Here is a 14576-nt window from a genome sequence, read left to right as displayed (position 1 = left end):
TGACAAATTGAAGATACGTCTCAAGCGTATCCGGCAATTATCGTACCAATCGCGACCAGACCCCTTCGGGTTATATGGTCAAGCGATTAAGCGCATACGGTGGATGCCTTGGCAGCCAGAGGCGATGAAGGACGTTGTAGCCTGCGATAAGGTTCGGTGAGGTGGCAAACAACCTGTGACCCGGACATTTCCGAATGGGGAAACCCACTCATCATAAGATGAGTATCCTGCACTGAATCCATAGGTGCAGGAGGCGAACCGGGGGAACTGAAACATCTAAGTACCCCGAGGAAAAGAAATCAACCGAGATTCCCCAAGTAGCGGCGAGCGAACGGGGACCAGCCCTTAAGCTGGTGACTGGTTAGGCGAACGAGCTGGGAAGCTCGACCATAGGGGGTGATAGTCCCGTAGCCGAAAACCTGATCCAGTGAAATCGAGTAGGTCGGGGCACGAGAAACCTTGACTGAAGACGGGGGGACCATCCTCCAAGGCTAAATACTCCTGGCTGACCGATAGTGAACCAGTACCGTGAGGGAAAGGCGAAAAGAACCCCGGAGAGGGGAGTGAAATAGATCCTGAAACCGTATGCGTACAAGCAGTGGGAGCAGACTCGTTCTGTGACCGCGTACCTTTTGTATAATGGGTCAGCGACTTATATTCAGTGGCGAGCTTAACCGTATAGGGGAGGCGTAGGGAAACCGAGTCTTAACTGGGCGACCAGTCGCTGGATATAGACCCGAAACCGGGCGATCTATCCATGAGCAGGTTGAAGGTTGAGTAACATCAACTGGAGGACCGAACCAGGATCTGTTGAAAAAGATTTGGATGACTTGTGGATCGGAGTGAAAGGCTAATCAAGCCCGGAGATAGCTGGTTCTCCTCGAAAGCTATTTAGGTAGCGCCTCACGTATCACCGCCGGGGGTAGAGCACTGTTTCGGCTAGGGGGCCATCCCGGCTTACCAACCCGAGGCAAACTCCGAATACCGGTGAGTGCAGCGTGGGAGACACACGGCGGGTGCTAACGTCCGTCGTGAAAAGGGAAACAACCCAGACCGTCAGCTAAGGCCCCAAAATCCTGGTTAAGTGGGAAACGATGTGGGAAGGCTTAGACAGCTAGGAGGTTGGCTTAGAAGCAGCCATCCTTTAAAGAAAGCGTAATAGCTCACTAGTCGAGTCGGCCTGCGCGGAAGATGTAACGGGGCTCAAACCAGGTGCCGAAGCTACGGGTTCGTCGAATGACGAGCGGTAGAGGAGCGTCGTGTAAGCCGATGAAGGTGGGTTGAGAAGCCCGCTGGAGGTATCACGAGTGCGAATGCTGACATGAGTAACGATAAGGGGAGTGAAAAACTCCCCCGCCGGAAGACCAAGGGTTTCTGTTCGACGCTAATCGGAGCAGAGTGAGTCGGCCCCTAAGGCGAGGCCGAAAGGCGTAGTCGATGGGAAACGGGTCAATATTCCCGTACCTCACAGAATTGCGATGGGGGGACGAAGAAGGCTAGGTGAGCCAGGCGTTGGTTGTCCTGGTGAAAGTCAGTAGGCCGAGATCTTAGGCAAATCCGGGATCTCAAGGCCGAGAGACGAGACGAACAGACTACGGTCTGGAAGTCATTGATGCCACGCTTCCAGGAAAAGCCTCTAAGCTTCAGATTCTGTGAGACCGTACCCCAAACCGACACAGGTGGTCAGGTAGAGAATACCAAGGCGCTTGAGAGAACTCGGGTGAAGGAACTAGGCAAAATGGTGCCGTAACTTCGGGAGAAGGCACGCCGGCGTAGTGTGAACACCCCACGGTGGAAGCACGAACCGGTCGAAGATACCAGGTGGCTGCAACTGTTTATTAAAAACACAGCACTCTGCAAACGCGCAAGCGGACGTATAGGGTGTGACGCCTGCCCGGTGCCGGAAGGTTAATTGATGGTGTTAGGCTCCGGCCGAAGCTCCTGATCGAAGCCCCGGTAAACGGCGGCCGTAACTATAACGGTCCTAAGGTAGCGAAATTCCTTGTCGGGTAAGTTCCGACCTGCACGAATGGCGTAATGATGGCCACACTGTCTCCACCCGAGACTCAGTGAAATTGAAATCGCAGTGAAGATGCTGTGTACCCGCGGCTAGACGGAAAGACCCCGTGAACCTTTACTATAGCTTCACACTGGACGCTGATGTTGCTTGTGTAGGATAGCTGGGAGGCTTGGAAACCCGGACGCCAGTTCGGGTGGAGCCAACCTTGAAATACCAGCCTGGCATCATTGGCGTTCTAACTCAGCCCCGTCATCCGGGGCGAGGACAGTGTGTGGTGGGTAGTTTGACTGGGGCGGTCTCCTCCCAAAGAGTAACGGAGGAGCACGAAGGTACCCTCAGCACGGTCGGAAATCGTGCATTGAGTGCAAGAGCATAAGGGTGCTTGACTGCGAGACAGACACGTCGAGCAGGTACGAAAGTAGGTTCTAGTGATCCGGTGGTTCTGTATGGAAGGGCCATCGCTCAACGGATAAAAGGTACTCCGGGGATAACAGGCTGATACCGCCCAAGAGTTCACATCGACGGCGGTGTTTGGCACCTCGATGTCGGCTCATCACATCCTGGGGCTGAAGTCGGTCCCAAGGGTATGGCTGTTCGCCATTTAAAGTGGTACGCGAGCTGGGTTTAGAACGTCGTGAGACAGTTCGGTCCCTATCTGCCGTGGGCGTCGGAAGTTTGAGAAGAGCTGCTCCTAGTACGAGAGGACCGGAGTGGACGCACCTCTGGTGTTCCGGTTGTCACGCCAGTGGCATTGCCGGGTAGCTATGTGCGGACAGGATAACCGCTGAAAGCATCTAAGCGGGAAGCCCCCTTCAAGATGAGACTTCCCTGAGGCCTTGCGCCTCCTAAAGGGTCCAGCAAGACTAGCTGGTTGATAGGTCGGGTGTGGAAGCGCTGCGAGGCGTTGAGCTAACCGATACTAATGGCCCGTGAGGCTTGACCATATAACCCCAAGGGGTTTGCGCGATGGTACGCGCCGGATACGTGAGACGATCCTCAACAGCATGATTCATAGGCGGGTTGCGACACAAACGCAGCCGGCCACCGTTTACGCCTGACGACCATAGCGAGTGGGAACCACCTGATCCCATGCCGAACTCAGCAGTGAAACCGCTCAGCGCCGATGGTAGTGTGGGGTCTCCCCATGCGAGAGTAGGTCATCGTCAGGCACTTATTCAGAAGCCCCGACCATTGGTCGGGGCTTCGTCGTTTGGGGGTCTCCCATGGAGAGTAGCGGAACGCCGCCCGGATCCTCGTCAGGCACTTATTTCGAAAAAACCCGGACACTCAGTGTTCGGGTTTTTTTATGGCATGGGGAGACCCGCTCTCTACCTCGTGGGGCCGCTTCGCGGTCCGGCCCCTCGCCGGCTCGGGGCGTTCGACCGCCCTCGTGGCGGTGCCACGAAGGGCCGGGCGGTCTCACCCCCATGCGCGAGTATCGGGACGCCGACCGCCGGAGCCTGGCGCGGCCATCGTCAGGCACTTATTCAGAAACCCCAGCTTCGACAGAGGCTGGGGTTTTTTCGTTTTGTGATCATCCGCCGAGGTATTATTGAATGCTAGGCTGGTGGCACGAGACCTGATGAGGAGCGATGCATGACGACGGAGTCCGGGCCCAAGCCTCCCAGGCAGGGCGCCAGGGAGCGACAGTTCGAGCGCTGGCTATGGAACTCGCGTTTCCTGGTGATGTTGGCCGTGCTGCCGAGCCTGGCCGCCGCCGTGGTGCTCTTCGTCATCGGGACCATCGATATCATCAAGCTGGTGATCGCCACCCTGACCTACTATACCGTCGGCGGCACCGTGGATATCCACGATACGCTGGTGCCCAGCGTGGTCATGGCGGTGGATATCTATCTGGTGGCGATCGTCCTGTTGATCTTCGGCCTGGGAGTCTATCGGCTGTTCGTGTCGCCGATCGAGCAGGCCGAGGAGCATACTCCCCACCACCCCTTCAATGTTCACTCCTTCGATCAGCTCAAGGACAAGATCGCCCGGGTCGTCGTACTGGCGGTGATCATCGAGTTCTTCCGCGCCGTGGTGGATATTCGCTTCCAGACCCCGCTGGATGCCATCTACCTGGCGCTATCGGTACTGGCCCTCGCCGCGGCGCTTTTCCTGATGAGCCGGGCCCAGCGCAAGGAGTAGCGCGGGAGCGGTAACCGGTTCCGCCGCTTTCCGCTATGGACCCCAACCGCTAGAATAGGGGGTTATCGCTCGGCCCTGGGTCGGCGCCCCACTTCTTGCCGTAAGGATTCCGCACTGCATGAGCTATCAGGTCTTGGCCCGCAAATGGCGTCCGCGCACCTTCCATGAGCTGGTCGGTCAGGACCATGTGCGCCGCGCACTGGTCAATGCCCTGGATCAGGGCCGCCTGCACCATGCCTATCTGTTTACCGGCACCCGCGGGGTGGGCAAGACCACCCTGGCACGTATCCTGGCCAAGTGCCTGAACTGTACCGCCAAGGGCGAGGGCGACGAGGCGGTGACCTCCACCCCCTGTGGCACCTGCGAGGCGTGCCGGGCCATCGATGAGGGGCGTTTCGTCGACCTGATCGAGGTGGATGCGGCATCGCGCACCAAGGTGGAAGATACCCGGGAGCTGCTCGACAACGTCCAGTACGCACCCACCCAGGGGCGCTACAAGGTGTACCTCATCGATGAGGTACATATGCTCTCCACCCACAGTTTCAATGCGCTGCTCAAGACCCTGGAAGAGCCGCCGCCCCATGTGAAGTTCCTGCTGGCCACCACCGACCCCCAGAAGCTGCCGGTCACGGTGCTGTCGCGTTGCCTGCAATTCACCCTCAAGAATATGCCGCCGGAGCGGGTGGTGGAGCACCTGACCCAGGTACTCACCGCCGAACACGTGGCCTTCGACGAGAGCGCCCTGTGGTTGCTGGGCAAGGCCGCGGATGGCTCCATGCGCGATGCCATGAGCCTGACCGATCAGGCCATCGCCTTCGGCCAGGGCGAGGTGCGCCACGGCGATGTGGCGGCGATGCTGGGCACCCTGGATCATCGCCATGTGTTGGCCCTGCTGGAGGCCCTGGCCGAGGTGGATGCCGCTCGACTGCTGGCGGAGGTGGCCAGCCTGGCGGAACAGGGCCCCGATTTCGCCGGCGTGCTGGATGACCTGGTCGGGGTGCTGCACCGTTTGGCGGTCGCACAGATGGTGCCGGGGGGCGTCAGCAACGCTCATGGTGATCGCGATGCCTTGCTGGCCCTGGCCGCGCGCTTTACCGCCGAGGACGTGCAGCTCTACTACCAGATCGGCCTTCAGGGCCGTGCCGATATGGGCCAGGCCCCGGATCCTCGCGGTGCCCTGGAGATGACCCTGCTGCGCATGCTGGCCTTCCGCCCCCAGGGCGTGCCCAGGCCGGCCCAGACGCCGTTGCCGCTGCGTGCCGAGCCGAACCAGAGCGGGGCTCCTGTCGGTGAGCCGGCACGCAGCGAGGCACCCCCCTCGCATCAGCTGGCACCGTCCGAGACACCCCCGGGCGCTCCTGGCGCGGGCCATGTCGGGATCCCCGAGTCGGCTGCCGCTCCGGCCGAAGTCCCCAAAGCACCGCCATCGTCTCCTCCGACGGCGGCCGAGTTGCCGCGGGAGGCCGCCATGGCGCCAAGTCTGGACGAGGCGCCGGCCCAAGCGGTGGGGCATGACATGGCCCGGCCGGCGGAGGAGCCGCCGCCCTGGGAGCCGTATCCCGAGACGCTGCCGCCGCAGACCGAGGCCCCGGCCGAATCCGATAGGCCCTCGCCGGTCGAGCGGCCGGCTGAAGAATTCGCCGAGGCGCCTGCCGCCATGCCGGCTCCCCCCCCGGCGGCGGCCAGCGAGCCGGCCCCGGAATCGCCTCGGGCGCCGCTTGATACCACCACGCCCACCCCAACGACCGAGGGGGCGCCCTCGGGTAGCGGCCTGCTCGATCATGCGGACTGGCTGGATCGTTTCGAGAGCCTGGGGCTGGGCGGGCTGACCCGTAACCTGGCGGCCCACTGCGTGGTGGAGGTCGACGATGGCCAGACGCTGCACCTGCGCCTCGACCCTTCCCAGTCGGCGATGAATGCCGAGGTACACCATCAGCGTATCCAGGCGGCGCTGGCCGCCCAGGATCTCTCGCGCCGCCTGGTGGTCGAAGTGGCGGAGTTGCCGGCAGGCATCGAGACACCCCAGGCACGCGCCGAGCGCCTGGCCGCGGAGCGTCATGCCGAGGCGGTGGCGGCCCTCAAGGCCGACCCCCAGGTGCGGCAGCTGGAAGAGACCTTCGGTGCGCGGCTCCAGGAGAGCAGCGTGACCCCGGAAACGCCGGCCTCCTGAGGCGGCGTACCGACACTTTCCCACGACGAGATAGAGGACACACCATGATGAAGGGTGGAATGGGTAACCTGATGAAACAGGCCCAGGAAATGCAGGAGAAGATGCAGCGGGTCCAGGAGGAGATCGCCAAGGCGGAGGTGACCGGCGAGGCCGGCGCCGGCATGATCCGGGTGACCATGAATGGTCGCCATGACGTGAGCCGTGTGGTGATCGACCCCAGCGTGATGGAAGAGGACAAGGAGCTCCTCGAGGACCTGCTGGCCGCCGCCGTCAACGACGCCGTGCGCAAGGTGGAGGAGAGCTCTCGCTCGCGCATGGAAGAGGTCACCGCCGGGATGAACCTGCCCCCCGGCTTCAAGATGCCGTTCTGATGAGCTTCTCGCCCCTGGTCGAGCGACTGATGGAGTCGCTGCGGGTGCTGCCCGGCGTCGGGCCCAAGACCGCTCAGCGCATGGCGCTGCACCTGCTCGAGCGTGATCGTGAGGGCGGGCGACGGCTGACCTCTGTACTGGGCGAGGCCCTGGAGGCGGTGGGCTATTGTCGCCGCTGCCGGACCCTCACCGAGGAGGAGGTCTGCACCCTGTGTCGCAGCACGCGGCGTGACGAGCGGGTGCTGTGCGTGGTGGAGTCACCGGCGGATATGCTGGCCATCGAGGAGGCGGGAGGCTATCAGGGGCAGTACTTCGTGCTGCATGGTCACCTCTCGCCCCTGGACGGGATCGGCCCCGAGGATATCGGCCTCGATCGCCTCGAGGCGCGCCTGGCCGAGGAACCCATCGAGGAGATGATCCTGGCCACCAATCCCACCGTGGAGGGGGAGGCCACCGCCCACTATATCGCCAGCCAGCTCCAGGGGCGGTCGATCCGCCTGTCGCGGCTGGCCTATGGTGTGCCCATGGGCGGCGAGCTGGAATACGTGGATGGCGGCACCCTGAGCCGCGCCTTTCTGGGCCGTCAGCCCTTCGCCGGCGACTAGCGTCGGCCCCTTCAAGTTTGGAAACCAAGATGTCCCTTGACCCCGAGATTCGCTGGATCGCTACCCCCGAGGCCCTCGATGCCGCCTGCGCCGACCTGGCCCAGGCCGAGACCCTGGCGCTGGACACCGAGTTCTTTCGCGAGTCGAGCTTCTATCCGGTGCCGGCCCTGGTGCAGCTCTATGCCGGCGGGGCGGTCTACCTGATCGACCCCCAGGCCGTGGCCGCCACCCCGGCGCTCAAGCGGTTGCTCGGCGCGGGGCCGACCAAGCTGCTGCATGCCAGCAGCGAAGACCTGGAAGTGTTGGCCACCTGGGCCGGGGTGCTGGTATCGCCGCTGGTGGATACCCAGGTGGCCCAGGCGCTGCTGGGGGAGGATCCCGCCATGGGCTACCAGCGCCTGGTGGCCCACTGGCTCGATGAGAATCTGCCCAAGGACGAGACCCGCTCCGACTGGCTGGTGCGCCCCCTCTCCGAGACCCAACTGAGCTATGCCGCCCTGGATGTGGTGTATCTGCTGGTGGTATGGCAGCACCAGCGGGCCGCCCTGGAGGCCGCCGGCCGCCTGGCCTGGCTCGAGGCGGAGTGCGACACCCTGTTGGCCCAGGCCGGGCGCAACGGCGATAATGACGCCCAGTGGTACCTGCGTCAGCGCCAGCTGTGGAAGCTGGCGCCGCGGCAGATCGAGGCCTATCGTCGCCTGACCATCTGGCGCGAGGGAGAGGCCCGGCGCCGTAACCTGCCCCGCGGCTGGCTGGTCAACGACAAGCTGCTCTTCGCCATCGCCGAGGGGATGCCGGAGAACCGCCATGAGCTGGCCCGGGTGGAGGGACTCAAGCCGGGGCAGATCAAGCGCGACGGCGACCAGTTGCTGGCCCTGGTCAAGGAAGCCAAACACTGCGACGAGGCCGAGTTGCCCGCGGCCCTGCCGGTGCCCGTCAGCCCGCCCTTCAAGAAGCGTCTCAAGGCCCTCAAGCGGGTGGTCAATGCCGAGGCCGAGGCCCTGGGGGTGGCACCGGAGCTACTGCTGCGCCGCCGTGACCTGGAGGCCCTGGTCACCGCTCACCTGAACGGCGGCGCGCTGCCGCTGCCCGGGGGCTGGCGGGGTGAACGCCTCGCCGCCGCCCTGACCCATGCCCTCGACGAGGTAGTCACTTCATGACCGATGACAAGATCCTGTGCGAGATCTACAAGAGCCCGCGCCGTGAGGAAATGTACCTCTATGTGGACAAGCGCCGCGGCCTGGCCGAGGTGCCTGAGGCGCTACTCGAGCGCTTCGGCAAGCCCCAGGCGGCGTTGACCCTGATCCTCACCGAGGACAAGCTCCTGGCCCGCGCCAAGGCCGCCGACGTGATGGCGGCCATCCGCGACAAGGGCTACTACTTCCAACTGCCGCCGGCCCGGGAGGAATATATGCTCGATCTCTACCGGGCCCCCACCGAGGCCCGCTACTGAGCGGCAACGAGGCGACCATGCGTGAACGCTTCTGGGAGCGCTATCCCCTGCATGAGCTGACCGGCGAGGAGTGGGAGGCGCTCTGCGACGGCTGCGGCCAGTGCTGCCTGCTCAAGCTGGAGGATGCCGACACCGGCCAGGTGGCGGTGCTCAACGTGGCCTGCGAGCTGCTGGATATCCCCAGTTGCCGCTGCAGTGACTATGCCAACCGCTTCGCCCGGGTGCCGGGCTGCACCCGGCTGACCCTGGAGCGGGTCGAGCAGTTTCGCTGGCTGCCCCACTCCTGTGCCTACCGGCGTCTCTATGAGGGGCGCAAGCTGGCCGCCTGGCATCCCCTCAACGCCGGCGACGACCGGCGCCTGCGCCGCAAGGGCATCGATGTGTCGAGCTTCGCCGTCTCCCAGCGGGAGGTCCCCGAGGAGCACCTCGAGGACCATATTATCGCCGTCCTGCCCATCGACTAGGCAAAGCCTAAGCTTCCGCCAGCCCCAGCGCCCAGAGAATAAAGGCGTCCTGACGGGCGTTATCCCGCCACGCCTTGAAACGCCCCGAGGCGCCGCCGTGCCCGGCGCTCAGGTCGCTGCGCAAGAGGGTCGGGCGGGGCCCCCGGGTCGGCGTCTCGCCGCGGGCCAGGACCTGTTCGCTCAGGCGGGCATAGAGCTTGGCGGGCTCCCAGTAGGGGACCCGGGTATCGTGCCAGCTGCCCTGCAGGAAGAGCGCCGGATAGGGACGATCCTCCAGGTTATCCAGGGGCGAGTAGTCGCGGATACGGCGTCGGGCGTCCGGCTCGTCCGGGTTGCCCCACTCGGTGTACTCGGCGGTGGTCAGCGGCAGGTCCGGGTTCTCCATGGTGCGCAGCACGTCGACGAAGGGCACGTCCAGCACCGCCGCGCAGAAGGCCTCCGGCGCCAGGTTGAGGCTGGCCCCCACCAGCAGGCCGCCGGCACTGGCGCCATAGGCGGCGATGCGTCCCGCCTCGCCGATGCCCTGGGCCACCAGGGCGTCCCGGGCCGCCAGGAAGTCGCGGAAACTGTTCTCCTTGTGTTCGAGCTTGCCGGCCAGGTACCAGGGCTCGCCGCGGTCGCCGCCGCCGCGCACATGGGCCACGGCGAAGGCCACGCCCCGGGCCAGCAGCTCCAGGCGGGCCACCGAGAACCACGGATCCAGCACCTCGCCGTAGGCGCCATAGCCGTAGAGCAGGGTGGGCAGGGGCCTCTGGTCCAGCCGGTCGGCTCGGGCCACCACCGAGACCGGGATGCGCTCGCCGTCGTGGCCTTCGGCCCACAGGCGCCGGCAGGCGAGCTGTTCGGGGCGCAGGTCGCCGTGAATGGGCTGTTCCTTGAGCAGGCGCCGCTCGCCGCTCTCCAGGTCGTGCTCCAGCCAGCGTACCGGCCGGGTGAAGGACTCTTCCCGCAGGCGCAGCCGGCGGCTGTCGAAGTGGGGCATGTCCCCCAGCATCAGGCTGGAGGGCAGCTCCTCCAGCGGCAGGACGCGGTCGTCGTGCACGCCCCCGTCGGCGGCCAGATCGAGGACGCGCAGCCGCACCTGGGCCTGGTCGTGGTGCCGTTCGGTAATCACCAGCCCCCAGTCGAAGGCGTCCACCCCTTCCAGGGTATGGTCGTCCCGGTGGGCCACCAGGGACGTCCAGGATGCGCCACCGCCGAGGGCCTCGCGCTCCGCCACCTGGTCCAGGCAGAAGTGGGTCGCCTGGCGGTTATGCAGTACATAGAAGCTGCCGGGGCGGTGCTCCAGGGCATACTCCACGCCGCTCTCCCGGGGGCGGAAGCAGCGCGGTGGCGTGGCGGGGGCGGCCGCCGGAATCAGATGGCACTCGCTGGTGTCCTTGGAGGCGCTCTCCAGCACCAGCCAGGCCCGGGAGCGGGTCTTGCCCAGGCCCAGCCAGAACTCCGGATCCTCCTCCCGCAGGACCAGGGCCTCCTCGGCGATGGCCGGCGTCGGGCCGACGAGATCGAGGCGTAGCCGCCAGATGCTGTCGGGACGCTGGGTGGCATCATAGCGGGTGAACAGCAGGGTCTGGCCGTCCTCGGCCCAGCTCAGCTCGGGGCCGATCTCCTCCAGCAGGGGGACGGGCTCGCCCTCCGGCAGACGCTGGAGGTAAAGGGTGAAGCGCTCGTCACCGCTGGTGTCTTCGCTCCAGGCCAGCCAGGTCTCGTCCGGGGAGAGGGCCATGTCGCCCAGCTCCAGGAAGTCGTGGGGCTCGGCGCGGGCCTCCAGGTCCAGGAAGCAGGCCTTGGCATCGGGGTCGCCATTAGGGTGGCGCCACCAGCGCGGGTAGTCCGCCTCGGCGGCGGTCTCGCTCCAGTAGGTGAAGTGATCCAGGGGCGTGGCCAGGCCGGTCACGGCCAGTTCGCGGCGCGCCAGGTGCCCCCGATAGAGCGACTCCGCCAGGGGCTCCAGGGGCGTGAACCAGGTCGCACACTCGGCATTGACGGCCTCCAGGAAGGCGCGCACCTCCGGGGCCTCGCGATCCTCGAGCCAGTGCCAGTGGGGATCCTCGGGGCGCCGGAAACGGACGACGGGGGGCGCGGACGGCTGTGCTTTCATAGGGGGCGGTGTACCATAGTCGCTGATCACCAAAGATGGCGTGCCACAGGGGCACGCCCCGGGAGAGAGTAGATGTTGATTTCCGACTCGATGCCACTGCTGTGGCTGGTCTATGTCCTATTGTCGCTGGTGGTGCTGGTGACTGGCTACCTGGGAATTCGCTTTTTGCCGCGGCTGCCGCGGCTGGTGATCACCGCCGTGGTGGCGGGGATCATCTGGATGCCGGCGCGTTTCTCCCTGCCGCTGCTGGAAGAGGAGCTGCACACCGGGGTGGCCCCGGCGATCATGGTGGCCGCCGTCGCCTTCCTGCAGGGGGAGGGGGGCACCCTGGTGGGGGCCCTGATGATGCTGAGCGTGGGGGTGGCCCTGGGGGCGGTCGTCGGGGTGCTGCTATGGCGACTGGGGCGCCGTGACGCCATGGTCGAGACGCCCGGGGAAGAGGTTCCCGAGCCGGCGGCGCCCCGGCGCCAGGAGCCGAAGATCGGCTGAATCAAACGAGGAGAAGGGATGCGTGGGATCTGGGTGGTCGGTGTGGCGGCACTCTGCTGGTCCCTGGGGCTGGCCGCCCAGGCGCCGGAGCCGGTGCCGGAGAGGGAGCCCGGGGCGGCGGATGTGCGGGTGCTCTTCGATGTGTCCGGGAGCATGCGCCATAACGATCCCGAGCGGCTCAGCGCCAGCGCCCTGGCGCTGCTGGCGGCCTTGATGCCCAGGGGGGCTCGGGCCGGGCTCTGGTTGTTTGGCGAACAGGCGAGCGAGGCCCTGCCGGTGGCCGAAGTGGATGCCGACTGGCGGGATCAGGCCCTGGCGCTGCGCCCGCGCCTAGGGGAATACCAGCAGTACACCGATATCGAGGCGGCCATTCGGGATGCCGCCGAGGCCTCGGCCAATGGCCCCCGCCAACTGGTGCTGTTCACCGATGGCATGGTGGACCTGCCGGCGCCGGCGGTGGGCAGCAAGGCACGGCGCGACGCCGTCTCGCGGCAGCGGCTGCTGGACGAACTCGCCCCTGCGCTTGCCGACGCCGGGGTGACCCTGCATACCATCGCCTTCTCCGCCGAGGCCGACCTGGCCCTGGCCGAGCGCCTGGCCCAGGTCGGCGGCGGCCTGGTGGCCCAGGTCGAAAGCGCCGATGGCCTGCTGCAGGCCTTCCTGGATATCCTCGAACGCCTCTTCCCGGTGGATCAGCTGCCCCTGGAGGAGGGGCGCTTCCTGGTGGATGAGGGCGTCGAGGGGATCTCGGCGCTACTGCTGCGTGACCCCGGCGAGGTCCTGGTGATCGTCGACCCCGAGGGGGGGCGTCATGACGCCGAGGCGGCGGGGGAGGGCCTGGAATGGCTGGCCGAGTCCCACTTCGACCTGGTGCGCATCCAGGACCCTCTCCCCGGTGAATGGCGTATCGAGGGGGAACTGGAAGCGGCCAGCCGCTTGCATCTGGACGCCGATCCGGTGCTGCGCCATGCGCCCCTGCCGGCGACCCTCTATACCGGTTTTCCCCAACCCCTGGAGGCCTGGTTGGTGCACCAGGGGCAGCGGTTGTCCGCCGAGGAGGCCGCGACTTGGCGGCTGCGGGCCCGCCTGCAGGGGCTCGGGGGCGAGGCGCTGGCGGCCACCGAGCTGCACCCCGAGGGCGCCGCCTTCGTCGGTCGCCTGCCCGGTGCCGAGCTGGCCGGCAACGCGCGGCTGGTGCTGGAGGCCAGCCGCGACGGCGTGCGTCGCCAGCGGGTCCAGGCGGTGAATGTGCTGCCCGCCATCGAGGCCCAGGATCGTGGCGATCGGGCCGAACTCGTCGCCCGCCATCCCGACCTCGATCACGCCAACACCCGGATCGAGGCCTTCCTGCTGGGTGAGGCCCTCGCGGTCGAGCCCGGTGAGCCGGGGCAGTGGCGGATCCCGCTACCGCCCCTGGACAGCGAGGCCAGCGTGCCGCTGCTGATGCGGGCCGAGGTCGACTGGCAGGGCGAGACCCTGCGCCTCGATCTGCCGCGGCTGCTGCTCAACCCGGAGGCGCGCCTGGCCCTGGAGGCGCTCGAGCCTTCCGAGGCCCTGGCCGGCGAGTCCCTCGAGGAGGACGAGGGGGCGGCAGAAGCATCGCCCGCCCCACGCACCACCGCCGAGCGCCTCGAGGCGCGGCTGCGCGACCTGCCCCAGGCCGTGGAGCAGGGCTGGCGGCGCTACCATGACGATCCGCGTCTCTGGGGGGCGCTGGTCGCCCTGCTGTTCCTGCTGGTGATCGTCGTGGCCGCGAGCGGCGCGCGCCGCCGGGCCCGCCGACGGCCGAGGGAGGAGCCGCATGTGTGAACTTTTGGGCATGAGTGCCAATGTGCCCACCGATATCTGTTTCAGCTTCACCGGCTTCCTGCACCGTGGCGGCGGTACCGGCCCCCATCGCGATGGCTGGGGCATCGCCTTCTACGAGGCGGGAGGCTACCGGGACTTCCGTGACCCCCACCCTTCGGTGGAGTCGCCGATCGCCCGGTTGATCCGCGACTACCCGATCAAGTCGCATATCGTGATCAGTCATATCCGCCAGGCCAATGTGGGGCAGATCTGCCTGGCCAATACCCACCCCTTTACCCGGGAGCTCTGGGGGCGCCAGTGGTGCTATGCCCATAACGGCCAGCTGGCCGACTGGCAGGCCCTGCCGCTGAGCTTCTATCGCCCGGTGGGCGGGACCGACAGCGAGCACGCCTTCTGTTTCCTGCTCGGTGAGCTGCGCCGCCGCTTCCCCGAGCCCCCCGACGACCCCCGGGCCATGTGGCAGGCGCTGCACGGGCTCTGCGAGCGGCTGCGTGGCCTCGGCGTCTTCAACCTGCTGCTCGCCGACGGCCAGCACCTCTACGCCTACTGCTCCACCAAGCTGGCCCATATCACCCGCCGCGCCCCCTTCGGCGAGGCGACCCTCGCGGATGCCGAGCTGTGCGTCGATTTCATCGAGCACACCACCTCCGATGATGTGGTCTCGGTGCTGGCCACCGAGCCCCTGACCCATAACGAGGCCTGGGTGCGCATGGCTCCCGGCGAGCTGCTGGTGTGGCGGGATGGCGAGATCCAGGCGCGCTTCATGAGTGACGGCGTTAGTTGAGCCACTTGCGAACTGGCCAGTCAACCGTAGTCTGGGAAGAGAGTCGGGAGGCGGGAAGACGAGGCATTTCGATGTCTAACGACAGTTTCAATCGCTCGTTTTACATCCGCCTCGGCCCTGGTATAAGGTAGGTCGGTGCCAATAACAAGCGTCGGCCCATGAGCC

General features: G+C 65.9%; 11 protein-coding genes and 2 rRNA genes. 12 read left to right on the top strand and 1 reads right to left on the bottom strand.

Features of this window, described 5'->3' with window-relative positions:
- Window positions 1-76: 76 nt before the first annotated feature.
- The 9 genes from ACQ1W9_RS13040 to ACQ1W9_RS13000 all read left to right on the top strand — a co-directional run bounded on the left by ACQ1W9_RS13040 (window position 77) and on the right by ACQ1W9_RS13000 (window position 9228).
- Window positions 77-2964: ribosomal RNA gene (locus ACQ1W9_RS13040) — 23S ribosomal RNA — on the top strand.
- 109 nt (window positions 2965-3073) lie between these two features.
- Window positions 3074-3189 (top strand): 5S ribosomal RNA (gene rrf, locus ACQ1W9_RS13035).
- A 427-nt stretch (window positions 3190-3616) separates the two neighbouring features.
- Window positions 3617-4165, top strand: coding sequence for a YqhA family protein (locus ACQ1W9_RS13030; protein WP_431023761.1), 549 nt, complete (start codon window positions 3617-3619; stop codon window positions 4163-4165).
- A 118-nt stretch (window positions 4166-4283) separates the two neighbouring features.
- Window positions 4284-6335, top strand: coding sequence for a DNA polymerase III subunit gamma/tau (gene dnaX / locus ACQ1W9_RS13025; RefSeq protein ID WP_431023760.1), 2052 nt, complete (start codon window positions 4284-4286; stop codon window positions 6333-6335).
- 44 nt (window positions 6336-6379) lie between these two features.
- Window positions 6380-6706: a YbaB/EbfC family nucleoid-associated protein gene (locus ACQ1W9_RS13020; RefSeq protein ID WP_431023759.1), complete on the top strand. Its 327-nt coding sequence runs from the start codon at window positions 6380-6382 to the stop codon at window positions 6704-6706.
- On the top strand, window positions 6706-7311 hold the full coding sequence (recR, locus tag ACQ1W9_RS13015) for a recombination mediator RecR (protein ID WP_431023758.1): 606 nt from the start codon (window positions 6706-6708) through the stop codon (window positions 7309-7311). Before ACQ1W9_RS13020 ends, recR begins: the two co-directional genes overlap by 1 nt.
- 29 nt (window positions 7312-7340) lie before the next feature.
- On the top strand, window positions 7341-8471 hold the full coding sequence (gene rnd, locus ACQ1W9_RS13010) for a ribonuclease D (protein WP_431023757.1): 1131 nt from the start codon (window positions 7341-7343) through the stop codon (window positions 8469-8471).
- Window positions 8468-8764: a YcgL domain-containing protein gene (locus tag ACQ1W9_RS13005; RefSeq protein ID WP_431023756.1), complete on the top strand. Its 297-nt coding sequence runs from the start codon at window positions 8468-8470 to the stop codon at window positions 8762-8764. The genes rnd and ACQ1W9_RS13005 overlap by 4 nt, the downstream gene beginning before the upstream one ends.
- A 17-nt stretch (window positions 8765-8781) precedes the next feature.
- Window positions 8782-9228, top strand: a complete 447-nt coding sequence (locus tag ACQ1W9_RS13000) for a YcgN family cysteine cluster protein (RefSeq protein ID WP_431023755.1) — start codon at window positions 8782-8784, stop codon at window positions 9226-9228.
- Between the two features lie 7 nt (window positions 9229-9235).
- Here the strand turns inward: ACQ1W9_RS13000 and ACQ1W9_RS12995 are convergent, their stop codons facing one another.
- The gene (locus ACQ1W9_RS12995) at window positions 9236-11329 is read right to left on the bottom strand and encodes a S9 family peptidase (RefSeq protein ID WP_431023754.1); all 2094 of its coding nucleotides are present in this window, start codon (window positions 11327-11329) and stop codon (window positions 9236-9238) included.
- Window positions 11330-11401: 72 nt separating this feature from the next.
- On the opposite strand from ACQ1W9_RS12995, the gene ACQ1W9_RS12990 reads away from it, so the two are divergent.
- From ACQ1W9_RS12990 to ACQ1W9_RS12980, 3 genes are read left to right on the top strand one after another with little or no spacing between them, the layout of a single operon-like run.
- Entirely contained in the window at window positions 11402-11818 is a 417-nt protein-coding gene (locus ACQ1W9_RS12990; RefSeq protein ID WP_431023753.1) for a hypothetical protein, read from the top strand.
- An 18-nt stretch (window positions 11819-11836) separates the two neighbouring features.
- The gene (locus tag ACQ1W9_RS12985) at window positions 11837-13627 is read left to right on the top strand and encodes a vWA domain-containing protein (protein WP_431023752.1); all 1791 of its coding nucleotides are present in this window, start codon (window positions 11837-11839) and stop codon (window positions 13625-13627) included.
- On the top strand, window positions 13620-14411 hold the full coding sequence (locus ACQ1W9_RS12980) for a class II glutamine amidotransferase (RefSeq protein ID WP_431023751.1): 792 nt from the start codon (window positions 13620-13622) through the stop codon (window positions 14409-14411). Before ACQ1W9_RS12985 ends, ACQ1W9_RS12980 begins: the two co-directional genes overlap by 8 nt.
- Window positions 14412-14576: the final 165 nt, after the last annotated feature.

Origin of the sequence: Halomonas sp. H5 (assembly GCF_050613175.1) — a bacterium.
GTDB lineage: Bacteria > Pseudomonadota > Gammaproteobacteria > Pseudomonadales > Halomonadaceae > Bisbaumannia > Bisbaumannia salifodinae.
Note: the sequence above shows the minus strand (reverse complement) of the source record. Positions and strands in the feature narration are given on the sequence as shown.

Excerpts from the sequence above, each read along its gene's own strand:
- ACQ1W9_RS13005 (WP_431023756.1), top strand. The coding sequence starts at position 8,468 with ATGACCGATGACAAGATCCTGTGCGAGATCTACAAGAGCCCGCGCCGT.
- rnd (WP_431023757.1), top strand. The coding sequence starts at position 7,341 with ATGTCCCTTGACCCCGAGATTCGCTGGATCGCTACCCCCGAGGCCCTC.
- dnaX (WP_431023760.1), top strand. The coding sequence starts at position 4,284 with ATGAGCTATCAGGTCTTGGCCCGCAAATGGCGTCCGCGCACCTTCCAT.
- ACQ1W9_RS13030 (WP_431023761.1), top strand. The coding sequence starts at position 3,617 with ATGACGACGGAGTCCGGGCCCAAGCCTCCCAGGCAGGGCGCCAGGGAG.
- ACQ1W9_RS12990 (WP_431023753.1), top strand. The coding sequence starts at position 11,402 with ATGTTGATTTCCGACTCGATGCCACTGCTGTGGCTGGTCTATGTCCTA.
- ACQ1W9_RS13020 (WP_431023759.1), top strand. The coding sequence starts at position 6,380 with ATGATGAAGGGTGGAATGGGTAACCTGATGAAACAGGCCCAGGAAATG.
- recR (WP_431023758.1), top strand. The coding sequence starts at position 6,706 with ATGAGCTTCTCGCCCCTGGTCGAGCGACTGATGGAGTCGCTGCGGGTG.
- ACQ1W9_RS12980 (WP_431023751.1), top strand. The coding sequence starts at position 13,620 with ATGTGTGAACTTTTGGGCATGAGTGCCAATGTGCCCACCGATATCTGT.
- ACQ1W9_RS12995 (WP_431023754.1), bottom strand. The coding sequence starts at position 11,329 with ATGAAAGCACAGCCGTCCGCGCCCCCCGTCGTCCGTTTCCGGCGCCCC.
- ACQ1W9_RS13000 (WP_431023755.1), top strand. The coding sequence starts at position 8,782 with ATGCGTGAACGCTTCTGGGAGCGCTATCCCCTGCATGAGCTGACCGGC.
- ACQ1W9_RS12985 (WP_431023752.1), top strand. The coding sequence starts at position 11,837 with ATGCGTGGGATCTGGGTGGTCGGTGTGGCGGCACTCTGCTGGTCCCTG.